Origin of the sequence: Pseudoalteromonas tetraodonis (assembly GCF_002310835.1) — a bacterium.
In the GTDB taxonomy this organism is placed as follows: domain Bacteria; phylum Pseudomonadota; class Gammaproteobacteria; order Enterobacterales; family Alteromonadaceae; genus Pseudoalteromonas; species Pseudoalteromonas tetraodonis.
Window position 1 is genome coordinate 2,550,189 of the sequence record NZ_CP011041.1, and the last position, 23,686, is coordinate 2,573,874.

Below are 23,686 nucleotides of genomic sequence, written 5' to 3' on the forward strand. Positions count from 1 at the left end.
ATATGCCTAAATAACTTGAAAATACTTGCTGTGTATTTTCAAGTTACTGTGGCATAAAAACGCAATTTTACATTTAATTGGCGTCAATCACCATCTATTTGAGTTAAAGGGAGGCTAATTGGATGAATTTTTATCACTTTTATCTCATGTCTTAATGATTTCACCCATGTTTTAGCAATTAAAAAGCCGGTGATCCCACCCAATATCGCGGCTAAAATTTGCCAGCCTTCGGCTAACAATATCAATTCACTGGCTATTAAAGCGAATATTAAACTCAAAAACAAAGGCAGCATGTAAACTGCAAAGGCATGCTTTACAACATGGCTATCATCCAATGACAAAGTTACTTTTTGGCCTATTTCTAACTGTGTTTCAAATTTATAAGGTAATGTTTTTTTGGCGGTACCAAATAACTTACTAAACACTTGTGAGCCACAACGTCCATTACAGCCTTCACAGGCCTGTTTTTGTTGGGCTTCTAAATGCGCAACGTGGCCACTAAGGGCCACGACGGTTAACGTTTGTTCAATCATAGTTTAGTTACTTTATAATGCCCGCGATACAGACTCAGCAATGGCTTTGGCACTCATGGTTGGAATGTTTCCCACCACAGAGACATCAAAATTTCCGCCGTTGTGTACATAAATCGTAGTTGCCCCTGAGGTGAGGGCACCGCTTAAACGCTTACCCGGTAGTGGTCGTTGTACAAACACCGATACTTCAACAAACCCATCAGAAAATAAATAATAATCTGTTAATTCATTATTTAAGTCGAGCTTATGCCTGTCTGACTTAAGTAATTCAAACCCCTCAGGTAACCAGCCAATAGTCCAGTTCATGGCATTCGCTTTAGTTTGTTCATCAATTGAATTGGCAGGTAATGGGGTTGGAAAGTTACGATTAAGCACTTCTAATAATAAGTTTGCCGGTTGCTCAGTCACGCTAATATGAGTGAGCTGTAATTGCTCAAGCGCTTCACCTTGATGATTAACATACGCCGCTTTTAATAATAACGACGACTCAGTATCAATCCATATCCAATAGTTGTATTTATCTTCGTTTTTAGATTCAATTCGAACTAATTGCGCAGGACGCCCAGCAATACGGCCTTTACCACCAAGCACAAAATCATAATGCGCACTTAAGCGGTTAATATCTTTAAAAAGCACTTCAGGAATAGGGCCGGCAATTGAGTCGGTTGTTAGTGAATACGGCTCTGATTGTGGCTCAAAATAGGTAACTTGGTTGTCAATGCGGATCATTTCAAGGCCAGCACCGTTGAGTAAACTCAAATGCTCAAGCTCAACGTCCCCCTGTTTAGCATGCACCCAACGGTAGGGCTCCATACTTTTGCCTTTAACAACAACAAAAGAGGCATCAAAATTACGTGTATGAACTGCACTGGCCATTTCAAGCAGTAAATCTTTAGCGGGGTTTGTGTCATTGGCAAAAGCATTAAAACTTAACACCAACGACATAACAAAAGTTATTACTTTCATCTAATTAGTTTTTTTCCTCTTGTGACGTTTCATCTGTTTTCGCAGTTTTCAACGAATGAGCCACACGTGCTTGACGCTGGTGTTCAAGTACTAGAGCGCCAATACGTTGCTGTTGAAGCTCTCGTAAGCCTTGCTCTGCGTTCTCTAGCGCCGGTGCTGATGAATAACTCACTGGCGATGCCATGCCGGTTAACGGCGTGGTTTGTAATAAAGGAATTTCGTTTTGCACAGCATCTTCACCTTGCGGCAAGGTGTTCACGCCAACAATAGTAAACATTGCCACGCTAGCTGCAATTGCTAACTGCGCAACCGGCTTGCGCCAATTAAACGCCACGATTTTATTATCGGCTTCAGTATTTACCGGCTTTGCCACACTTTCAGACTGGCTAAAGTCTGCATAAACCGGCTCACTATCAAGTGCTAACGAAATGCGATCGCTAATATCAAAATCCATATTTTTGTTGTTTTCTTTAGCTCGCATTGCATCACCGATTAACGCGTAACGGCCAAATGTAGCTACATCAGCAGATGCAATCTCGGCATCATTTAATGCTTGCTCACCGTCAAGTAATGCTGATAACGATTCGTTATCTAAGCGGTTAACGTGTGCTTTTGTCATACTAAGACTCGCCTATTAATGGGTTTAATTTGTTATCAATTGCTTCACGGGCACGAAAAATACGCGAACGCACCGTCCCGACTGGGCAATCCATCACCACGGCTATTTCTTCATAGCTCATCCCCTCAATTTCTCTAAGGGTAATCGCGGTTTTAAGATCTTCAGGCAAACTATCAATCGTATTAAAAATAACAGCGCGTACTTCTTCGCTTAATAGTAAATTTTCAGGTGATGCGTTTGAACGCATTGAATCAGCACCCTCATAAAACTCGGCATCGTCAGCATCTATATCATTTGCTGGCGGTTTACGCCCTTGAGCCACTAAGTAATTTTTAGCACAATTAACGGCGATACGGTAAAGCCAAGTATAAAAAGCACTGTCACCACGAAAATTAGGAAGGGCACGATACGCTTTAATAAACGCCTCTTGTGCTACATCAGCAATGTCACCCTGATTTGATACATAACGTGAGATCAAACCGGCAATCTTGTTCTGATACTTCTTAACTAATAGGTTAAAGGCGTTTTTATCTCCCTGCTGAACCCTTTTCACTAACGCTAAATCTAATTCCTGCTCGCTCATTCGAGCCGGTACTCCTCTGATTGATTCTTGCTTATTATTCATAGTGTCGCCATTGTTCACACCTACTCTGACCCTTAGATGAATAAAAAGTTCTGCTTCATATTGTTTTTTTATAAAATAGCTAAAAAATTACGTATTTATACGCTAAAACCACTTAGTAGTAGTTCAACAAATATGGTACAACTATAAGTATTAAAAATAAATATTGCTCTATCTGAGCATTGTAACCGCAAAGTACCTCACAGATGAACCAAAATAAACATCACATTACCGATGTCGCTATTATTGGTAGCGGCGCAGCAGGCTTATCACTTGCTTTATCTTTGGCTAATTACTGTAACGTTACCGTAATTAGTAAAGGTGAATTAACCGAAGGTTCTACTCTTTATGCCCAAGGCGGAATTGCCGCTGTTTTTGATAAAAAAAATGACAGTATAGAGTCTCACGTTGAAGATACCTTAGACGCCGGTGGCGGTTTATGCGACAGAGAGGCGGTTCATTATACTGCCAGCAATGCTCATGACTGCCTGCAATGGCTGATTGACCAAGGCGTGCCTTTTGATATGGAGTTTGATAGCAAAGGTAAAGAGCGCTTTCATTTAACTCGTGAAGGTGGGCATAGCCACCGACGCATTTTGCATGCAGCCGATGCCACAGGCAAAGCTGTGCAAACAACCTTGATTAGCCAAGTTCAAGCGCACAGCAATATCACCTTGTTAGAGCATTACAACGCGATTGATTTAATTACCGATAAAAGTATTGGCAAAACGGGCACACATGTTCATGGCATGTATGTGTGGAATAAAAAAGCCAAAAAAGTAGAAACAATTGGCGCAAAATTTGTTGCCCTAGCAACGGGTGGCGCAAGTAAAGTATACCTTTATACCTCTAACCCTGATGTTTCTAGCGGTGATGGTATTGCCATGGCATGGCGTGCAGGGTGTCGCGTTGCTAATATGGAATTTAATCAATTTCATCCAACCAGTCTTTATCACCCTGAGTTGCAAAACTTTTTAATTACCGAAGCAATGCGTGGTGAGGGAGCCTATTTAAAACGCCCTGATGGCACGCGATTCATGAAAGAGTTTGATGAGCGAGAAGAACTCGCCCCGCGCGACATAGTCGCGCGCGCTATCGATTTTGAAATGAAGCGCCTTGGTGCAAATTGCTTATATTTAGATATTAGCCACAAAGACAAAGATTTTATTATTGAACACTTCCCAACGATTTACGCCAAATGTTTAAGCGTAGGGCTTGATATCACCAAGGAGGCAATTCCTGTTGTCCCTGCTGCGCATTATACCTGTGGCGGCGTTATGACCGACTTTAATGGCAAAACCGACTTAGCTAATTTATACGCTGTGGGTGAAGTGGCTTACACTGGGTTGCACGGTGCTAACCGTATGGCAAGTAACTCATTATTAGAGTGCATTGTATTTGCCCATGCAGCAGCAAAAGACATTTTGAGTAAAATAGAGACCGCTCCTGCACTGGTTGAGTTACCTAGTTGGGATGAAAGCCGCGTATCTAACTCAGATGAAGAAATCGTGATCACCCATAACTGGCATGAGCTGCGATTATTTATGTGGGATTATGTTGGGATTGTGCGCTCAACCAAACGACTTGAACGCGCGCTTCATCGTGTTGAACTATTACAGCAAGAAATCCACGATTACTACGCGAACTTTAGAGTGAGTAATAACTTACTTGAGTTACGTAACTTAGTTCAAGTAGCCGAGCTTATAATTAGAAGTGCTATGGAACGTAAAGAAAGTCGCGGACTGCACTTTACCATTGACTACCCAGAGCAAAACGAAAATCCAACGCCAACTATTTTGACTCCAAAGCGCAATTAATTGCCGCAAGTGTTGCCCGTTTTAAACGCGTGTAGCTTTGCTCATCAACACTATTGGCTGAGATAATCAGCCAATAGTTTTCACTAAAGCCATTAATATACAACCACACACTGCGACCAAGTAATCGGCTTTGCTTACCAATAACCCCTTGAATTAGCAGCTTTTCATTCTCAAAACGAAATTGATTTGGCTCTAATAATATAACGCCCTGCTCTGGCTGAGCAGCCACGATTTTTCGCCAAACGATAATGCCAGCAACGATATTAAGCGCAATGCAAAAAAGAGTTGCCAAAATAGAAGTGGTAAATAAGCATAATATTAAAGTTAGCACACAAAAAAAGACCACAATCTGTTTGTGGTCTGTCTGATTATTTGTGACGGTAAACCTATACACGAACTCGGTCTAAAATTAGCTCAACCATACTGTTTAGCTCAACGTCTTTACATTTTTCATGGCCCATAAACCAAGCAAATAAATCTGGGTCTTCTTGTGTTAATAAGCGCTGAAAAGTCGCCTGCTGTTTAGCATCTAACGAATCATAAGCTTCTTCAACAAACGGCATAAACAAAACATCTAGTTCTAACATGCCACGGCGGCAAGCCCAACGGATACGTGCTTTACTATGTATTTCAACCATTTTAAACCTCATATTTAATTAATTCGAGTTTAACAAATGCACGTTAATTTAACAGCACTAAATTATAAAAAAACAACGCTTGTTGGTGGCTGTACCATCGGCTTTAACTACGTTATTATGTGGTTTCATTTGTTATTGCAAAGAAGGTGTTTATGTCTCTGGTTTATGCATGTCCTTTATCACATCAGGTTATTAGCCTCTCAGGCACAGATAAATTATCTTACCTACACGGACAAATCACTCAAGATCTCAATAAAATCAACAACAACAACTTTTTGTGGACAGGTCACTGTAGCGCAAAAGGTAAGCTGTGGGGTGTATTTAAGCTATTTTCTTACCAGCAAAACTATTATTTAACCGGATCAAGTGCTGAAGTAGAACGCTCACTGGCTGAGTTAAAAAAATACGCTGTATTTGCAAAAGTTGAAATTAATAAAGCCCCAGAGCGATTAATTGGTTTATTAGGTGATGACCTAACTGATTTGCTTACGCAACTTGATATTCACTTTAGTGACGATGCCACAGCATGCGACTTTGCTAACGGCAAAGCCCTTAAACTTGCGCCAAACCGCGTTTTACTTATGGTTGATAGCCAATTTTGCTTACCTGATGAAGTATCTACCCTCGACAACGACGCTATGTGGCAACAGGCCTCACTGCTAGCTGGTGAGCCTCAGTTAAGCGTTGATGCAATTGATGAGTATGTGCCGCAAATGGTTAACCTTCAAGCCATCAATGGCATCAGTTTTAAAAAGGGTTGCTACACCGGCCAAGAAACCGTCGCACGTATGAAATACTTAGGTAAAAATAAACGTGCCATGTATATCGTTACAGGGCAAAGTGAAGGATTGCTCGATGCACCCGATATCGAAACCCAGTTAGGTGAAAACTGGCGCCGCGCGGGCAAACTTATTGCGCAAAGCTTTAATGAAAAAACACACACTTTAACTGGCTTAGTTGTGTTGCCAAACGATACTGACACCGCTCAGGTTCTTCGTGCAAAACATACCCCTTCGGTAGAGCTAAACATTCTGCCTCTACCTTACTCTCTTGAAGATGAATAATAGGAATGACTATGATCGTTGCAGCAAATAAAGTGGTAAAAATGCATTACTCTGTACTAGATAATGACGGCAATACCATTGATAACTCATTTGGCGGTGAGCCATTAATTTTTATCGTTGGTACGGGTTACCTGATCTCAGGACTTGAAAACGCGCTGCAAGGCAAACAAGCTGGCGATACACTAAGTGTAAAAGTTGAACCTGAAGAAGGTTACGGTGAGCGTCATGATCACCTAATGCAAGCCGTGCCAAAATCAATGTTTGAAGGCATGGACATTGAAGTGGGCATGCAATTTCGTGCAACCACCGATGACGGCGACCAGTCAGTCATGATCATCGATATTCAAGACGAAGAAGTGATTGTTGATGGTAACAACCCACTCGCTGGTATTACGCTCAATTTTGATGTAGAGATTTTAGAAGTACGCGATGCAACGGCTGAAGAGCTTGAGCATGGCCATGTACATGGTGAAGGCGGTTGTGGTCACGACCACTAAGCCCTAATCCAGTAATAAAAAAAGCGCCTCAGGCGCTTTTTTTATAGCATATTATTATGCGTACGTAATTTAACTTGAGGCTCTGCTGCTGGTGCTTCGCCAGGGGTTATTTTATCTTCAAGTGCAGCAACTAATCCGGCTTGGTCATTAGTGCCTAAGCGGTATTGGCTGCCATCTTTAAGCGTTAATTGCACGGCACTAAAGCCTGATACTGAATAAATCCAACCATCATGCGTAATGCGAATACCAATACCGTGACGGTATGAGTTTTGTACTGCTTTTACGTCAACTATGTCCTCTAGTGCTAATTTTTGACCCGCAACGCCTGGACCAAATGCCCAGCTAATATGGGCTTCATCAACTTTAATGGTTAAACCATGAAATAAAAAACCCACCAGCAATAAAATACCTGCAAATACCATTAACGGCACATCGGCACCCATTAAATTCCATGCAAGTGCAACAAACCCACCTATCCATGCCAATACTACAAATATAAATATCGCATACTGCTTATGCTGATACATAACACTCTCAATTAAAAAGTTAAAAAATTAAAAACTGTATACTAACGTTGCGCTGAGCTCTGAATCATATTTAAGCTTATCTTCTTCAGGCTTAGAGTTATAACGGTACATATAAGCAAACTTGAGCGATACAGCCCCAACCACTTGGCTAATTAAGGCGGTTTCTGACTTTAACCGTGAGTTAAGCCCAGATAAAGACTGCTCTATACTAATGTCTTGATTAAATCGGGTGCGCTTAGATACTAATCGCTCCCATTGCATGGCAATACGTAACAAGTAACCCATTTTGTCTTTATCGTCTTCGCTTATTGTTGACTCATCATCAGCAACGGAGCGATATAAACCAGGGCCAATATCTATATCTACTTTATTTTTAACCCCTTGATAAATACGTGCACCATAACCGGTTGCCACCGTACTTTTAAAATCAAGACCGCTAAATTCATCCTCTTCATAATCGCCATAAATAAAGAAAGACGAATTTTTAACACCAACTTTATAGTTACCCTGCGCAGAAACAAACACGCGATTAGCCGTAACATCCGACTGGCCCGTTTCTTCATTTTCGTCACGTTTGTATAAGGAATCTATTTTGAATTGATTACGCCAGTTTTCAAAATCTTGGTAAAGATTACCTTTGAGTTTAAAACTGGTTGAGTTGGTATTACCTTTACTTAAAATAAAACCAAACTCGGTATCACCATAAAGTACTTCGCCTTTGTGTAGCTCATGAATTTCTTCATCAGAGAGCTCCCCATATTGATGAAAATCTTCAAAGGGATCTACTGCCCAGCTGTAGGAGCTAAATAATAAAAGCAGTAATACAACGTACTTTCGCAAAATACATTCTCTTGCAAATGGTAATAATGAAAAGGGGCCGAAAAAGTTATTCACTTTCTTTCCATAAAATATGGCAAAAAGGCGCGTCTTTATCACGGCTAATTAAAATTTTCGCAAATAAGACGTCTTCGTTATCAAACTCAAGGCCTACTAATACTTGAATAAAATGCTCAGGCTCTATTTCTAGTGCAACAAAATCTTGCCACTGTTCATCGGGCTCATCTTCTTCAATAAAGCCAAGTTCTTCACGATGCAGGTTAAATTCTTCAACATCTTTATCACTCAGGTTGTTGGGAGCCAGCTCCAAAAAAATATCATAAGCTTGATGGGTTGCTTCTTCTACCGTAAATAAACGTGGACCTGACATGAGTGGTTAACCTCTGAGCTTTTAAGTTGGCGCCATAATATCAAAAGTTGTTAGTGTTTTGATAAAAAAAACACGTTAAATACTGACTTTTTTACTTTTACCTAATACTTATAGATATTAATGGATTGGTTAGCATTAGGGTCTGTTGGCCTTTCAAGATTAAGTTTGCCTTGAAAGATAACAGACCGCAATTGCATTAAAAAATTCACTTTGTTTTTTATTCATCTTCATCCACTTTACTTAGCACGAATAAAAACATAAGCTCAAGTAACAGGTCAGAGGAGTGCGAGATGATAAAACTAGAAAAAAAACAGGGCATTGCCACCGTCACATTAAATCGAGTAGAAAAACAAAATGCCTTAAGCTTTACTATGTTTATTGAGCTTAACAAGGTGATTAAAAATATTAAAAAAGATGCCAATATTCGTGCGGTTGTATTAACCGGTGAAGGCGAACACTTTTGTGCAGGGCTTGATATTAACGCGGTTATGGCCTCGCCAATAAATATTATAAAACTCCTATTTAAATGGCTTCCTGGTAATCAAAATTTAGCGCAAAAAGTAGTACTTGGTTGGCAATCATTGAGTGTGCCTGTTATTGCAAAAATAAACGGAAATTGCCTTGGGGGTGGATTGCAAATAGCACTGGGTGCCGATTACCGGATTGTTCACCACGATGCCAAACTCGCCATTATGGAAGCGCGCTGGGGGTTATGCCCAGATATGGGCGCTAATGTTATGCTTTCAGGCTTAGTAAAACGCGACCAAGCGCTTTGGTTAGCAAGTCACGCAAATCCAATAAACGCACAACATGCTTTTGAACTAGGTTTAGTAACCAAAACAACCGACGATACAGATAAAGCAACTAAAGAGATGCTTGATACACTGCTAGCGCGCTCACCTGACACATTAGCTGCAATAAAGCGTGTAACTCAACAAAGCTATAAAGCCCCTGCTCGAAAAATACTCGCTAAAGAAACATGGAGCCAAATTCGCTTACTGATCAACCCTAATACTAAAAAAGCCATTGCTAAAGCTAAAGGGAAAGCTGATATTGAGTTTACAAACGCCAAGCGCTGGTAACATTGATGGTAATACTAAGGCACAATGCATAAAACAGCGTTATTTGTTAAAGTTAGGCTCTTCTATTCTAGTGAGCCAAATTAATGAAATACCTACTAAGTAGCGCAATTATTTTATTGTGCTTGGCAACAAGCAAATTCATTATGCATCTTCTTGATGCAAGTTTTCCTGCTCCTCTACTCGCCATGGTTTTGCTGCTAACGTTACTGTTATTGGGCATAGTTAAAGAACATCAACTCGCTCCCTGCGCATCACCTATTTTGAATGTAATGCCTATTTTCTTTATTCCTGCAGGCGTCGGTTTTATAGAACATTTAGGGCTAATTAAATCACATTGGCCTTTCTTAACTGCGGTCATCTTATTAGTCCCACTCAGTAGTTTAATTTTAGTGGCAAGCCTAGTGGGCTATTTTAAAGGCAGAGCTAATAATGACTAACTTAACCACCAGCATAACCCCCAGCCTATGGTGGTTAACCGTGCCATTTATTATTATTCTCTTTATTGCACTAAGAGCGGTTAATCTTAAAATAAATCAGACTATTTTAAAGTCATTAACCAACCCTGTTTTTTTAAGCATTGGCATTATTGCCCTACTGTTAGTCAACCTTAAATTACCCTATTCACAATTTGCCTCACATAGTCAGTTACTAAGTTGGCTATTAGAGCCGGCCATTGTTGCTTTAGCCTTGCCGCTTTATCAGCAATTTATGCACGTACGTAAAAACTTACTATTAATTGTCGCTACTTGCAGTATAGGTATTGTTAACGCCACACTAGTGGCTTTTGTATTAAGTATTTTATTTGCTGTGCCCTCACAATTGAGCGCCTCTGTTGCGGCACTTAGTGTAACAACCCCTATCACACTGCTGGTTACTGACTCATTAGGAGGAATTAGCTCACTTGCCGCTGCCATGGTTATTTTTATTGGTTTATTGGGGGCTTTGTTTGGCTTTATGTTACTCAAATTAGTTAAGATTTATAACTTTGAGGCACAAGGAATTGCAATCGGTACCGCGTGCCATGCAATTGGTACGGCGGCAGCTATTGCCGAACACCCAAAAATAGGCGCATTTTCATCAGTGGCTATGGCACTCAGTGCATTATTAACCGCAGTGATAGTACCACTATTATATCCAATTTTAGTTAACACTTTGTTATAGTAAGCAGATAACAGTATCGCTAAAAATAGAGCCCAGCATGATCAGTTCCGAAATTCAGCAATTTGAAAAGTACTACGCCCTACTTACCGAGTATTTAGTTACCTACAGTATGCAAATAGTGGGCGCTATTTTTATTCTACTCGTTGGCCTGTGGGTCGCTAAAAAGCTCGCCGAAGTTGTCGCAAACTTAATGACCCGCCATAACATTGATATCACCCTGACTAATTTTGTCAGTAATGTTGTAAAAGTACTGCTGATCATTATGGTGATCATTATTGCGCTTGGTAAAATTGGCATTAGTGTGACCCCATTTGTAGCTGCAATAGGTGCCGCCTCATTAGGCGCAGGCTTAGCGTTACAAGGTATGCTTTCTAATTATGGCGCGGGGCTTGCTATTATTGCTACGCGGCCATTTGTGGTTGGCGATACCATAGAAGTAAAAGGCGTTAGTGGCCAAGTAAAAGTAATTGAGCTGGGGCACACCATATTAATTAATGAAGAAAAAGTAGAAATAACCATTCCTAATAAACATATTGTTGGCGAAATTCTGCATAACTCATTTAATTATTCACTGGTAAAAGGTGAAATAGACATAGCCTACAGTGCCTGTAGTGATACTGCGATAAGCCTTATTGAAAACGTATTAGTCAATCATGAACTCGTAGCTAAACACCCTAATGCACAAATTGGTATAGAACGTTTTGCTGATAGCGGCGTCACCATTAGTTATCGTTATTGGGTGCCCACCACTAAAATTATTGAAACTAAACTCGCAATAAATGGCGATGTGTATAAAGCGATTAACGATGCCAATATTGAAATTCCGTTTCCACAACGCATTGTTACGCTTAATAAAAGCGACCTAAAATAAATAAAAACCTTAATATGATTTTAAATCATATTAAATTAATTAAGCGTGCTTACAAATAAAATAATAACGAGTCCTTATGCATCAATCACCTTTTTATCTAGGCGACTGGCAGGTAACACCTGCCAGCAATTGTATACAATGTGCTGAAAAAGTAACGCAATTAGAACCTAAAGCAATGGATGTATTATTATATCTTTGCTTACAAAAAGGCGATATGGTCACCAGCGACGAATTACTCAATCAGTGCTGGCAAAACATTGAAGTAGGCGATAACCCACTGCATAAAACCATCACACAACTGCGAAAAGCACTGGGTGATAAGGCAAGCTCCCCGCTATACATAGAAACCATTCGCAAACGCGGCTACCGTATTATTGCAAAACTTGAGTTTCCATTTGCAGAAGATACATCAAGCTCTATAAATACGTGGCAAGGCGGTTCTCCTTTTTTAGGTTTAAGCGCGTATAACCCAACCGATACCCATTTATTTTTTGGTCGAAACCAAGCCATCACCACCTTACTCGAAAACGTATCAAACCAAGTGAAATGTGGTCGTGCTTTTTGCTTAATACTTGGCCCAAGTGGTACGGGTAAATCGTCGTTAGTCAATGCGGGTATTTTACCAAAGCTACTTGATGAGCGTGGTTATGATGGTATTGGCGTTGTTTCATACACTCAGCTCGACTTTGCAGATGTGCATCAAACTAGGCTGTATTTAGATTTAGCCTCTGCCATGCTTGATTGGGATATAAACCAACACCCCGTATTTGAAGGATTAAGCTCGCAAACACTGGCGCAGCAATTAGAGCACACAATTGACGAAGTGATAAACACGTTACAAACTGCAATCAGTAAGGCAAATACAAAACTAAACACACCGCAGTTTTTTTTGTTTATAGACCGCTTAGAGGTGCTGCTTTCATCGCCACTATTTAGTCCCAACACCCGAAGTCATTTTTTATCGATTATTGAACGTTTAGCCACCTCTAAAGCGGTGATCGTATTTAGTGCGTGTCGTAACGACTTTTACCCTTTAGTGGTTGAGCAACCCAGCCTTATGGCCGCAAAAGCGAATGGCGCCCATTATGATTTAACCCCGCCCAACCGCCAGGAACTACAACAAATTATTCGCTTGCCGGCATTAACCGCTAATTTAACGTTCTCACACGACCCGCAAACCAAAACTCCGCTGGATGAAATACTGTGTGCCGATACCGCCAACAACCCTGATGCCCTGCCCATGTTGCAATACACACTGCAAGAGCTGTATTTACAGCGCAGTGAAAATAATGAGTTATTGCACAGCGTGTATGAAAAACTCGGCGGTATTGAAGGCGCCATTGGTAAAAAGGCAGAAGATGTTTTTATTGGGCTGAGCGCAAAACAACAACAGCAACTAAAAAGCGTATTATCGCAGTTAGTGACGCTAAACCCAGATGGTAAAACCATTACTAGCCGTGCGGCCCGCTTACAAGCATTAACCAACACCAGCCAAAAAGAGCTTGTACAAGCCATGGTCGACAGTCGCTTATTTGTATCGCACTTACAAAACCAAGAAGCCTGCTTTAGCCTTGCCCACGAGGCATTATTACGCCAATGGCCACGTGCCAAACAGTGGATAAACGATCATAAAGATGCCCTTGCTATTAAAAGCCGTTTGCACCACCACACGCAACAGTGGCTTAATGAACATAAAAGTAGCGCTTACCTATTAGCACCGGGTAAACCATTGCAAGAAGCGCTCACGTTATTAAACGACAATATATTCAAACTAGACAATGACGAACGCGCCCTTATAAATAACTCTCTCAAAAATAGTAAAACAAAAACAATAATAAAACGCGGCACGATTGCACTGCTTTGCTTACTTACCTGTGTTGCCCTATTCATGAGTTTCACTAGTTTTCAAGCGCAGCAACTTGCACAGCAAAAGCGCCAAGAGGCCGAAAGCCTACTTGGCTTTATGGTCGGTGACTTTGCCGATAAGCTGCGCAGCGTTAAGCGTATGGACTTACTTGATGGCATTAGTAATAAAGCGCTGGAGTATTTTACCAATCAAGCAGAAGAGCCCAGCTCTCTTTTTAGTTTTAACGACCAAAAAGCCGAATTTAACAACCGCTTTCAATATGCACAAACTCTTGAGGCCATGGGCGAAGTGGCCTATTCGCGCGGTAAAACCAATGAGGCTAAAACCGCCTTTGAAAACGCCCGCACGCGTCTTGAGGCACTTTTAAAAATACAACCAAATAATTTAGAACTACTCACCCTTGCCGGTGCCAATGCCTTTTGGCTCGGTCAGCTTCATTATGATAAAAGTGATTACGCTGCTACTGAGCCATTATTTAAAAAATATCATGCCTACAGCGAGAAAATGTATTCATTAGCACCCAATGACTTTAACTCCATTATGGAGTTGTCGTATTCACATAATTCATTGGGGTCTTTGTATTTAAAGCAATTTAACTACACTGGCGCGAAACAACGCTTTACAGAGTCGCTCGCCCTTAAAAATGAAGCCCTTGAGCTTAAACCCAATAACAAAAATTTATTGCGCGATAAAGCAGACACCATTAGTTGGCTTGCAAAAACTGAAGAAAGGCTTGGTAACTTTAATGCCGCATTAACCATGTATGAAAATGCATCTAATGAGTTAAAAAGTTTATTAATTGAATATCCAGATGATGCCAGTTTATCAAGCAGTTTAGCTTATACTTATATTCAACAAAGCTACCTTTTGAGCTACCTGCCAAATAAACAACCAGCCTACAAAAAAGCACAGCAAGCCACAAAAACAGTTAATACCGCACGATTGCAAGATCCAAAAAGTAAAGACATTCAACATTCTTATTATCGTTTTTTAGCCCACCAGCTAATGCTTTCACCTAATAAAAACATTGATAACCGAGTTAAGGATATTATTAACTTTTTGAAAGTGCAGGACTTTAAAAATAACTTTGCAATTAATACTCAATTGATCCTTATACAGTACTTTATTGATAGACAGTCACCACTTAAAGCATATGAGTTTTTAACAGCCCTTGAAAATGATACAAGCTACCAACAGTACATAGCTAATAAAGCAAAGAGTGGTGATAATGTAGACTTTACGAATATAAATTTACTTAAAGCTAAATTAGCTGAAAATACCGTACAGCGAGAGCAATTTTGCTTAAATGCGCTTAAAGCCATTGCTGAAACAGTAAAAATAAACCAAAGCGTTCACGTAACGCACCCGCTGTTACAGGCATATACCTGCTTAAATAGAGCAAACGAAATCCCCAAAATAAAAGCAAGTCTAGTTAAATTAGGCATTACTCACTTTAAACTATAACCACGAATACAAAAGGAAATAATATGGATAGCTCTCAAGAACAAATTAACTTTACTGTAAATATTGAATTAGACAGTAACGACAACGCCAATTTTACATACTTTAAAGATAACAAAGAAGTCTCTGGCGGTGGCGTTGTTAGAACTGAAACCGCAGGTATTTATAGCTTAAATGAAGCAACACTTGCTAAAGGTTTTTTATTCACCGGAGCCACTATCACTGATAAAGAAGGCGACTGTGCTGGTGATTTTAAATCAGAAATCAATGATGATGGCCAATCAATCACCATCACAGACACAGATGAAAATAATGGCACTGTGTGTTTAATATTTAATGTTGAGTGCAATGGTAAAGCCTATGAAAGCGCCGACCCACAAATTGAAAATAAAGACAAAAATTAATCAACAACGCTTAATATTTAATTTTTGTTTTCCAAATTGCACAGGCCTTTAACGCCTGTGCATAATAAAAAATACTATTAATCAAAAACTTAAAAGCAGAAGATTACCGAAAGGTTTAATTGCACTTTTTTATGTAAATTTGTAGACATCAAAAACGTCTGTATCATGCTAAGGCTAAAACGTGTCTAAACAAATTAATAAAAAAGAGACTCCAGCGGTTAAAAACGATAAAGCACTCCCCTTCGATTGCGCTTTATCGAGTCCTTTTTCTCATACCCAATTTGGCGCTTTAATTGAATTATTTAACGGCACCGCCGAAGGCATTTTTGTACTTAATGAGCACGGTGGTTTTGAGTTTGCAAACCCAAAAGCAGCACAGCTATTAGGTTACTCTCAGCAATCTCTAATAGGCGAAAATTTACTGTCGTTTTTACACGGTGCAGACCTTGATAAATATAAACAGACCTTATTAAATTGGGTAGACATTAAAGATACTACCCTTAGCTTTGGCCCAAATGAAATAAAAATAAATAAAGCGAATGGTGATGTTATTGAAGCAGACTTATCAATATCAAGCATGCCAAAAAGTATTGCATCGGCGCAAAAATTATACGTTTGCATACTTCATGATCTTAGTACGCATAAAGCCATGTATAACCGTTTAAAAATACAGGCCTCAACCGATCACTTAACTGGGCTCGCTAATCGTTTAGCTTTAGATGAGTCACTAAAAAAATACTGGCAAGAAAGTATTCAAAGCCAACAACCTCTAACCAGCATATTGATTGATGTTGACCACTTTAAAAAATTCAACGACACCTATGGGCATATTAAAGGTGATAAATGCTTACAAAAAATTGCAAAAATGCTTTTGCATTGTATTCCGTCAAGAGAGTGTTTGGCTGCGAGATATGGCGGTGAGGAGTTTGCTATTATTTTACCGCGTTGCGATATAAAAAGTGCAACGATTGTTGCCAAGCATGTACAACAACAAATTAATGCGATGACATTTACAGATATAGGCCTACCACCGGAGGTTAAAGTTAGTGTAAGCCAAGGAATTGCCAGTGAAAATAATAACCAGTACCGCACCTACGAGGCGCTGTTATATGCCGCAGACACGGCTTTATACCGAGCAAAAACAGAAGGTAGAAATAAAATAAGTACGATTGTTTAAAGTTTAAATTAAAGGCCTTTTAATGACGCTATATCTATATTAAACGCCACTTCATGGAGGTGGCGTTTAGTTAAATAACGGCCAATTAAATTAAAGTAACAATAAACTACCTAACCCTAAAAAGGTCACAAAGCCGACAATATCAGTGACTGTGGTTAAAATCACTGAACCCGATAACGCAGGGTCAATTTTCATTTTATCTAAAATGGACGGGATCACTACACCCGCCAACGATGCTGCCACTAAGTTAAGTAATATTGCCACGGTAATAGTTATACTAAGCATAATATCGTTAAACCATACAAAGGTTAGCAAACCAATCACTAATGCCCACACCAAGCCATTTACCGCCCCTACTCGCAGCTCTTTTTTAAGTAATGCGTTTCGGTTTGAGTCAGTAACCTGACCCAGAGCCAGTCCTCGTACAATAACCGTTAAGGTTTGGCTACCGGCAATACCGCCCATTGACGCCACTACAGGCATTAATACCGCAAGTGCAACCACTTGCTCTATGGTTGCGCCAAACAAACCGATAAACCACGAGGCTAAAAATGCTGTTGCTAAGTTTATACCTAACCAAATACCACGGTTTTTAGCACTTTTACGAACACTGGCAAATAAGTCTTCGTCTTCTCGTAAACCACCGGCCTTTGCTGCCGCTTCGTCGGCTATTTCTTGACGTAATTCATAAGCTGATGCAATGGTTAAACGCCCTATTAATTTGTTATCGGCATTAACCACGGGCATGGCCATTTTCTCGCTATGAATAACCACTTCAGCGGCTTCATATAAATCATGGTCTGCGTGCAATGAGGTAAAATCATGATTAGCTAACGTCATTAAACTCTCGTTATCATGCGCTTTTATCAGATCATTAACCGCAACTTCACCGATTAAGCTACCTTTACGGCTCACCAAATAAATAACTTCGCTGTATTGCGGTAAGCCTTTGTGTAGCAGCTTTTTAGCGCCACCCGCAGTGAGTTTGTCTGACACCTTTAAAAAATCAAACCCAATCCAGTGACCTAATTGCTCTGGTGTATATTGCTGAGCCAGTTCGTATTGCTTAGTTTGTGCTTCATCGAGTTGTTTTTTAGCGTAATCAATAAAACGTTGTGGAATAACTTCTTCTAACTCAAGTAGCTCTTCAACATTTACTTCGTCTAATAATTTAAATCCGGCACTGTCGTCTAGTGTTTGTAGTAACCATAAACAGCTATCTTCACTTAAATTAACAAAAATTTCGTGCTGCGTGTCTTCATCTAATAAATGCCAAATTTCAAGACGCTGCTCTTTAGGGATCGCCTCAAACAATAAAGATAAGTGCTCAGTTGATAAAGTTTGCTGAGCATCTATAAGTAATTTATTTTTGCGCTCAGTGGTATCACACTGCAATAAGTCGTTTATGAGTTGTGGTAACTGATCAACCGGATACTCTATCATTTAAAAACCCTAAAATAGTCGTTTCACTATAAATTTACTGTAATAAGTAAGTACTTATTAATGAGATTAGCTAGGGTCTGTTTATCTTTCGAGGTTGAACACGTTTCAATCCAAAAAGGTCAACAGACCCTTATAGTGTACATTAGTCGCTAATAAAAATATTAAAAAATCGCTGTGCTGTTAAATATTTATGGTTGTAGCAGGCAATAAACTATCGCGCTTTAGCTAAAAATAAAGCAAAAAAAAAGCCGTAACTAAATAAGTCACGGCTTCCAAAAGCAATTAATAGCTAAGTGTTATTTATATTTTAAACTGACCAACTAAATCACCTAAGTTTTGACCTCGTCCCGCTAAGTGCTGACTTACCGAAGAGGTCGTTTTACTCGATTGCGTTAATTCATTCACAATTTCTTGAATTGCATACACGTTACGGTTTATCTCTTCTGTAACGCTACTTTGCTCAGTAGCTGCGGTGGCAATTTGTGTACTCATATCGTTAATTGTTGTTACCGATGTAGTAACCGCACCTAGACTTTCAGATATAGCGCGTGAAGACTCTACAGAGCGGTTACAGCTTTGTTGACTCGCTTGCATGGCTCCTACAGCCGCAGTGACTAAGTTATGTAATTCGCTAAGCATTTCATTAATTTCTAATGTGCTATCTTGAGTGCGGCTTGCTAAGCTTCTTACTTCATCAGCTACAACGGCAAAACCACGACCTTGCTCACCCGCTCGTGCAGCCTCAATAGCGGCGTTTAATGCCAATAAGTTCGTTTGCTCAGCAATACCCCCAATGACACTCAACACGCTATTAATCTTTTTAGACTGTTCACTTAACGAGTTTACTTGCTCAGCGGCTTGGTTAATTTCACCCATTAAATTTGAAACTTCACTGAGTGAAACATCCACACAATCTTGCGCATTGGCCACTTCTTTTGTTGCTGCCTGCGTTGATACCGCAACTTGTGTGGTATTTTGTGCAACTTCATGCGAGGTTGCTGACATTTCAGTAATAGCGGTGACTACTAATTCAGTTTCATGATTATGTTTTAATAATTTATCTTCAATTAATAAGGTTTGCGTATTGATATCTGATGAGGCCGTTTTAACATCGCTCGTCACATCGACCACACCGGAAATAATACTATGCAGCTTACTAACAAACAGATTAAACGATTCACCCAATTGACCAATTTCATCATGGGTGTCAATCACTAATCTTCTGGTTAAATCACCTTCACCTTTTGCTATGTCATCTAAACTTTGTACCATTCGATGTATTGGTTTAACCATATTACTCGCTGCATATAAAGCACCCACTGCTGCTAAACCAAGTAGCAGAAGTGATATTAAAAATAAGGTGGTCATTTTTTCAGTTAAATGCTCAGCCATGGTTGCTTGGTATTTAACTAGTTCAGCCTCAATGTCATCCATATAAGTACCCGTACCAATCATCCAGTTAGTACCTGGGATCATGGCTGCATACCCTATTTTTTCAATCAAACCCGTCGTGTTGGGTTTTTGAAAGTGATAGGTAAAAGACCCCCCCCCTTTACGAGCTTGCTCTAGTAAGCCAACCACTATTTTTTTACCGTTTGGGTCGGTCATGCCTATTTTATTTTGCCCTTCAATTGCATCGCCTAACAATGCATGAAAAACACTCACGCCATCGGTATCGTAAATAAAATAATAGCCATCTTCGCTAAATTTTAAATCTCTTAACGCATTTTTTGCGTCTTGTTCATTACCTTGTGCTAATTGGTATTGCACTATTTGAGAACCAATTTCAATTTCTGTTTTTAGCAGCGTTTGTTTATCTGCTATTAGTTTGGTTTTGAATTCATTAAAGTATTGCTGCTGATTTTGCTTCTCTAAATAATATGAGCCCGCCATAAAACTGATTAGCAATACAATTAATGGTAAAACAGCCAACAGTAGCAATTTGTTTTTTAAGCTTAAATTACCCATTATTTCTCCAATTAACATTACAAGCCATCAAGCTCTTTTTATTTTGTAGCCCGTTAGCTAAAAAATTTCATTGTTTGCATTACTATACAACGCATACCTGTATACAAATTAAGCACAAACGAGATCGTTTAGCAATTTAATACACTCTTGCAATAGTAAAACACACTAAAAAACACTTTATAACTAGACGATAGTATATAAGCAATAATAAAGAACCAAAACCAATTTAGCCTTTCACATAGCCAGTACACAGCTTGTTAAACTTCCTTAAAGCTAAATTAACCTGACTAACGCTATTTTAGCTTTAATGAAATTAAATATTGGGCATCACACAAAGGTCTTGCTTTCTGAGTTAAAACGCAAATAATGAAGCAACTAACTACTGGGTAAGAATGAGGAAAATGAGTTACATACTAACCACCCAATGCGCCGATGATATTGGCTTAATCGCCAAAATTACCGGACTGTGTCACCGACATAACTTAAACATTATTCGTAATAACGAGTTTGTAGATAAAGATGCACAGCGCTTTTTTATGCGCACTGAACTCACTGGCGAACCCCACACTGAGTTTTTAGCACAGCTACGTGAAGTATTACCCGCAGGTGCAAAAGTGGCGCTACACGGTGAAGAAAAAACCAAAGTTGTTTTATTAGCCACAAAAGAAGCCCACTGTTTAGGCGGCATGTTGTTAAAGCAATTTGAACAAACCCTAAACATAGAGATACTTGCCGTGATTGCCAATTATCCTACATTAGAGCCTTTGGTTAAGGGATTTGATATTCCTTTTCATGTGGTTTCTCATGAAGGACTTACGCGCAGTGAGCACGACGAAAAAGTCGGTGACTTAATTGCCAGCTATAACCCTGACATTATTGGGTTAGCTAAATACATGCGTATTTTAAGCCCTGAGTTTGTTGGTCGATTTGAGGGTAAAATCATCAATATTCATCACTCATTTTTACCGGCTTTTATTGGTGCTAAACCGTATCATCAGGCGTTTGAGCGCGGTGTAAAAATTATTGGTGCCACGGCTCACTTTGTAAATAATGAGCTAGATGAAGGCCCTATTATTTTACAAGACGTATCGAGTGTAACTCATGCTAATACGGCTGAAATGATGGCTAAAATGGGTAAAGACGTGGAAAAAACAGTGTTTTGTAAAGCATTGCAACTAGCATCAGAACATAAGCTATTTATTAATGGCAATAAAACCGTCGTATTTTCATAATTTTTACTTTTTAAATAAAAATGCCAGCTAATAAGCTGGCATTTTTTATAAGTAAATATTAAACCTTACTTAGTTAGGGTGTGTAATACGTTGGTGCCCCAGGGCCTACTGGCATACCTAAAACAAATACCCATAAGTAAAACAGCACCACCCAACCAACAAAGAAAATAATACTATATGGCAACATAGTCGCTACCAAAGTACCTATTCCCATGTCTTTTTTGTATTTAGTGGCAACCGCGAGGATCAAGCCAAAGTAACTCATCATCGGGGTAATTAAGTTAGTTACCGAATCACCAATACGATAAGCTGCTTGAATTGTCTCGGGGGCATAACCTATAAGCATCAGCATAGGAACAAAAATAGGGGCTGTTACTGCCCACTGCGCTGACGATGAGCCTAGCGTTAAGTTCACTAAAGCACACATTAAAATAAACAACACAAATACTTCCGGCCCCGTTAGGCTAAGTGCCTGTAATAATGCAGCGCCATTAATGGCTAAAATAGTACCTAAGTTAGTCCACTTAAAAAATGCCACAAACTGCGCAGCAAAAAATACTAATACAATGTACATTCCCATAGAGCTCATACTTTTGCTCATGGCGTTAATCACGTCTTTATCATTTTTCATGGTGCCAACAACGCGGCCATACACAAAACCTGGAATACCAAAGGTGACAAAAATAAAAACCACAATCCCTTTTAAAAACGGCGAGTGAGCAACTAGGCCTGTTTCTGGGTTACGTAAAATACCGTCTGCGGGTACAACCGTCCACGCGAGTAGTAATGAAACAACAAGTAATGAGAATCCAGCCCATTTTAAGCCCGACTTTTCTTTATCAGTTAAACCGGCAATGTTGTTTTGAGCTAAATCTTCACTGGCTTCGTCTGGGTTATATTTGCCTAATCGCGGCTCTACAATTTTCTCAGTAACTAGCGTGCCTAATATGGCAATTAAAAATACCGATATCATCATGAAATACCAGTTTGCTTCTGCGCCTACTTGGTAAGTTGGGTCAATCATTTGTGCAGCTGGCGTGGTAATACCGGCTAGTAACGGATCAATAGTACCCAATAATAAATTAGCACTGTAACCACCAGATACCCCAGCAAATGCCGCAGCAAGACCGGCAAGCGGATGACGACCTAAGCTATGAAATATCATTGCCGCTAGCGGAATCAATACCACATAGCCAAGCTCAGAAGCTGTATTGGATAATATAGCGGCAAACACCACCATAAAGGTCACTAAGCGTTTTGATGCCCCCATTACCATGCCACGCATAGCGGCAGACAATAGCCCTGAATGCTCTGCTACACTCACACCTAATAGCGCAACTAATACCGTCCCTAATGGCGCAAAGCTAGTAAAGTTAGTCACCAGCCCAGTTACAATACGTTGTAAGCCTTCTGCACTGAGTAAGCTTACTACTTCAATAACACCATCTGGATCGCGCCCAGCAGAGCCCTCAGGCCGTGGATCGATAGCACTGAGTCCAAACCAATCGGCAACACCACTAAATAAAATAATGGCAATACAAAACAATGCAAATAACGTAATTGGGTGGGGAAGCATGTTCCCTAAAAATTCTACAGTGGCTAAAAATCGATTAAACCAGCCGTTCTTTGCGACCTGATTTTCATCTTGGGATGTGTTTGGTGAGTCTATTGAGTCTGACATACCATGCTCTCTTAATTACAAAATGCCCGTAACCTAGCATTATTTACCCAGCAGGTCATGTAATAAAGATGAATGACTTGTTATGTCATAGTAACTGAATGGTTTCGCGTGCTTGAGTTGCAAAAAAGAGGCTCTCGCCTCTAATTTAACCTGTTTAAACTTGCTCTATGGGTTCTAGTTGTAATTTTGCGGCAATTAAAACAGCTTGAGTTCGGTTATAAACACCGAGTTTTCTAAATATGGCAGTTATGTGTGCTTTGACGGTGGCTTCTGAAATATGCAGTTCGTAAGCTATTTGTTTATTCAGTAGGCCTTCGTGCAAATATTGCAATACACGGTATTGCTGCGGAGTAAGTGATGCAACTTGTGCGGCAATTTCCCTATCTTCGCCTTCTATTTCAGCTACCTTACTTTTTAGTTCAGTTGGCAGCCAAGTGTCGCCTTCAAGTATTTGGTTTATTGCATTAGCAATATCATCCGATGAAGATGATTTGGGAATAAACCCCATAGCGCCATAACCCATTACCTTAGAAACAATATTTACATCTTCACTACCCGAAACCACCGCAATCGGTAAGCTCGGATAATCTTCACGAATACGGATTAATCCGTATAAGTCACCGTTACCTGGCATGTGTAAATCTAGTAGTAATATATCAAGATCTTCTTGTTCGCTTAACACTTTCAATGTGCTATCAAAATCGGCCGATTCAAAAACCTCTAAACCTGCAAATTTTGCGCTCAAAGCGCCCTTTAATGCTTCGCGAAATAACGGATGATCGTCCGCTATTAAAAACTGACTCATTGTTCACTCCCAAAAATTCGGCTGCTATCCGATAGACAACAGCC

General features: G+C 39.8%; 24 protein-coding genes. 11 read left to right on the forward strand and 13 right to left on the reverse strand.

Features of this window, described 5'->3' with window-relative positions:
* Positions 1–83: 83 nt before the first annotated feature.
* The 4 genes from PTET_RS11945 to rpoE are packed head-to-tail and all read right to left on the reverse strand — an operon-like array spanning position 84 to position 2,701.
* A complete protein-coding gene (locus tag PTET_RS11945; protein WP_013465635.1) occupies positions 84–533 on the reverse strand; it encodes a SoxR reducing system RseC family protein in 450 nt (149 codons plus the stop codon).
* A gap of 12 nt (positions 534–545) precedes the next feature.
* Positions 546–1,499 carry a MucB/RseB C-terminal domain-containing protein gene (locus tag PTET_RS11950; RefSeq protein WP_016899682.1) on the reverse strand — a complete coding sequence of 318 codons (954 nt, stop codon included), beginning with the start codon at positions 1,497–1,499 and terminating at the stop codon, positions 546–548.
* Between the two features lie 4 nt (positions 1,500–1,503).
* On the reverse strand, positions 1,504–2,118 hold the full coding sequence (locus PTET_RS11955) for a sigma-E factor negative regulatory protein (RefSeq protein ID WP_013465637.1): 615 nt from the start codon (positions 2,116–2,118) through the stop codon (positions 1,504–1,506).
* Between the two features lies 1 nt (position 2,119).
* Entirely contained in the window at positions 2,120–2,701 is a 582-nt protein-coding gene (rpoE, locus tag PTET_RS11960) for an RNA polymerase sigma factor RpoE (RefSeq protein WP_010387792.1), read from the reverse strand.
* Positions 2,702–2,946: 245 nt separating this feature from the next.
* Between rpoE and nadB the strand changes: the two genes are divergently transcribed.
* A complete protein-coding gene (gene nadB / locus PTET_RS11965) occupies positions 2,947–4,557 on the forward strand; it encodes an L-aspartate oxidase (protein WP_033102801.1) in 1,611 nt (536 codons plus the stop codon).
* On the opposite strand, the gene PTET_RS11970 is transcribed toward nadB, so the two are convergent.
* Entirely contained in the window at positions 4,532–4,888 is a 357-nt protein-coding gene (locus PTET_RS11970) for a hypothetical protein (protein ID WP_016899679.1), read from the reverse strand. The two genes, nadB and PTET_RS11970, sit on opposite strands and share 26 nt — an antisense overlap.
* Positions 4,889–4,943: 55 nt before the next feature.
* Positions 4,944–5,195 (reverse strand): FAD assembly factor SdhE, encoded by a 252-nt coding sequence (locus PTET_RS11975; RefSeq protein WP_013465640.1) that lies wholly within the window; start codon positions 5,193–5,195, stop codon positions 4,944–4,946.
* A 152-nt stretch (positions 5,196–5,347) separates the two neighbouring features.
* Here PTET_RS11975 and ygfZ point away from each other — a divergent pair, with 152 nt between their 5' ends.
* Positions 5,348–6,259 (forward strand): CAF17-like 4Fe-4S cluster assembly/insertion protein YgfZ, encoded by a 912-nt coding sequence (gene ygfZ, locus PTET_RS11980; protein ID WP_016899678.1) that lies wholly within the window; start codon positions 5,348–5,350, stop codon positions 6,257–6,259.
* Positions 6,260–6,270: 11 nt separating this feature from the next.
* Positions 6,271–6,756, forward strand: a complete 486-nt coding sequence (locus tag PTET_RS11985; RefSeq protein ID WP_013465643.1) for an FKBP-type peptidyl-prolyl cis-trans isomerase — start codon at positions 6,271–6,273, stop codon at positions 6,754–6,756.
* A gap of 41 nt (positions 6,757–6,797) precedes the next feature.
* Here PTET_RS11985 and PTET_RS11990 read toward each other — a convergent pair whose 3' ends face one another.
* Genes PTET_RS11990 through PTET_RS12000 form a run of 3 tightly spaced genes read right to left on the reverse strand, consistent with a single transcriptional unit; the run spans position 6,798 to position 8,490 of the window.
* Positions 6,798–7,283 carry a hypothetical protein gene (locus PTET_RS11990; protein WP_096038680.1) on the reverse strand — a complete coding sequence of 162 codons (486 nt, stop codon included), beginning with the start codon at positions 7,281–7,283 and terminating at the stop codon, positions 6,798–6,800.
* A 27-nt stretch (positions 7,284–7,310) separates the two neighbouring features.
* Positions 7,311–8,123, reverse strand: a complete 813-nt coding sequence (locus tag PTET_RS11995; RefSeq protein WP_013465645.1) for a DUF481 domain-containing protein — start codon at positions 8,121–8,123, stop codon at positions 7,311–7,313.
* Positions 8,124–8,169: 46 nt separating this feature from the next.
* Positions 8,170–8,490, reverse strand: a complete 321-nt coding sequence (locus tag PTET_RS12000) for an HI1450 family dsDNA-mimic protein (RefSeq protein WP_013465646.1) — start codon at positions 8,488–8,490, stop codon at positions 8,170–8,172.
* Between the two features lie 290 nt (positions 8,491–8,780).
* Between PTET_RS12000 and PTET_RS12005 the strand changes: the two genes are divergently transcribed.
* The 7 genes from PTET_RS12005 to PTET_RS12035 all read left to right on the forward strand — a co-directional run bounded on the left by PTET_RS12005 (position 8,781) and on the right by PTET_RS12035 (position 16,513).
* The gene (locus PTET_RS12005) at positions 8,781–9,572 is read left to right on the forward strand and encodes a crotonase/enoyl-CoA hydratase family protein (RefSeq protein WP_028833950.1); all 792 of its coding nucleotides are present in this window, start codon (positions 8,781–8,783) and stop codon (positions 9,570–9,572) included.
* Positions 9,573–9,655: 83 nt separating this feature from the next.
* Complete coding sequence (locus PTET_RS12010) at positions 9,656–10,009, forward strand: CidA/LrgA family protein (RefSeq protein WP_013465649.1); 354 nt, start codon at positions 9,656–9,658, stop codon at positions 10,007–10,009.
* Positions 10,002–10,733 carry an LrgB family protein gene (locus PTET_RS12015; RefSeq protein ID WP_090495323.1) on the forward strand — a complete coding sequence of 244 codons (732 nt, stop codon included), beginning with the start codon at positions 10,002–10,004 and terminating at the stop codon, positions 10,731–10,733. The genes PTET_RS12010 and PTET_RS12015 overlap by 8 nt, the downstream gene beginning before the upstream one ends.
* A 37-nt stretch (positions 10,734–10,770) precedes the next feature.
* Entirely contained in the window at positions 10,771–11,604 is an 834-nt protein-coding gene (locus PTET_RS12020) for a mechanosensitive ion channel family protein (protein WP_096038681.1), read from the forward strand.
* 76 nt (positions 11,605–11,680) lie between these two features.
* Positions 11,681–14,935 carry an nSTAND1 domain-containing NTPase gene (locus PTET_RS12025; RefSeq protein ID WP_096038682.1) on the forward strand — a complete coding sequence of 1,085 codons (3,255 nt, stop codon included), beginning with the start codon at positions 11,681–11,683 and terminating at the stop codon, positions 14,933–14,935.
* Positions 14,936–14,958: 23 nt separating this feature from the next.
* Positions 14,959–15,336, forward strand: a complete 378-nt coding sequence (locus tag PTET_RS12030; RefSeq protein ID WP_016899671.1) for a DP-EP family protein — start codon at positions 14,959–14,961, stop codon at positions 15,334–15,336.
* A gap of 181 nt (positions 15,337–15,517) precedes the next feature.
* A complete protein-coding gene (locus tag PTET_RS12035) occupies positions 15,518–16,513 on the forward strand; it encodes a sensor domain-containing diguanylate cyclase (RefSeq protein WP_096038683.1) in 996 nt (331 codons plus the stop codon).
* A 90-nt stretch (positions 16,514–16,603) separates the two neighbouring features.
* Here the strand turns inward: PTET_RS12035 and PTET_RS12040 are convergent, their stop codons facing one another.
* Entirely contained in the window at positions 16,604–17,956 is a 1,353-nt protein-coding gene (locus PTET_RS12040; RefSeq protein WP_016899669.1) for a magnesium transporter, read from the reverse strand.
* 300 nt (positions 17,957–18,256) lie between these two features.
* Positions 18,257–19,924 carry a methyl-accepting chemotaxis protein gene (locus tag PTET_RS12045; RefSeq protein WP_090495329.1) on the reverse strand — a complete coding sequence of 556 codons (1,668 nt, stop codon included), beginning with the start codon at positions 19,922–19,924 and terminating at the stop codon, positions 18,257–18,259.
* A 401-nt stretch (positions 19,925–20,325) separates the two neighbouring features.
* Between PTET_RS12045 and purU the strand changes: the two genes are divergently transcribed.
* Positions 20,326–21,156, forward strand: a complete 831-nt coding sequence (purU, locus tag PTET_RS12050; RefSeq protein WP_013465657.1) for a formyltetrahydrofolate deformylase — start codon at positions 20,326–20,328, stop codon at positions 21,154–21,156.
* A gap of 73 nt (positions 21,157–21,229) precedes the next feature.
* Here purU and PTET_RS12055 read toward each other — a convergent pair whose 3' ends face one another.
* Both PTET_RS12055 and PTET_RS12060 read right to left on the reverse strand, forming a co-directional pair.
* Positions 21,230–22,837 (reverse strand): AbgT family transporter, encoded by a 1,608-nt coding sequence (locus PTET_RS12055; protein ID WP_028833942.1) that lies wholly within the window; start codon positions 22,835–22,837, stop codon positions 21,230–21,232.
* Positions 22,838–22,991: 154 nt separating this feature from the next.
* The gene (locus PTET_RS12060) at positions 22,992–23,642 is read right to left on the reverse strand and encodes a response regulator transcription factor (protein ID WP_013465659.1); all 651 of its coding nucleotides are present in this window, start codon (positions 23,640–23,642) and stop codon (positions 22,992–22,994) included.
* Positions 23,643–23,686 lie beyond the last annotated feature (44 nt).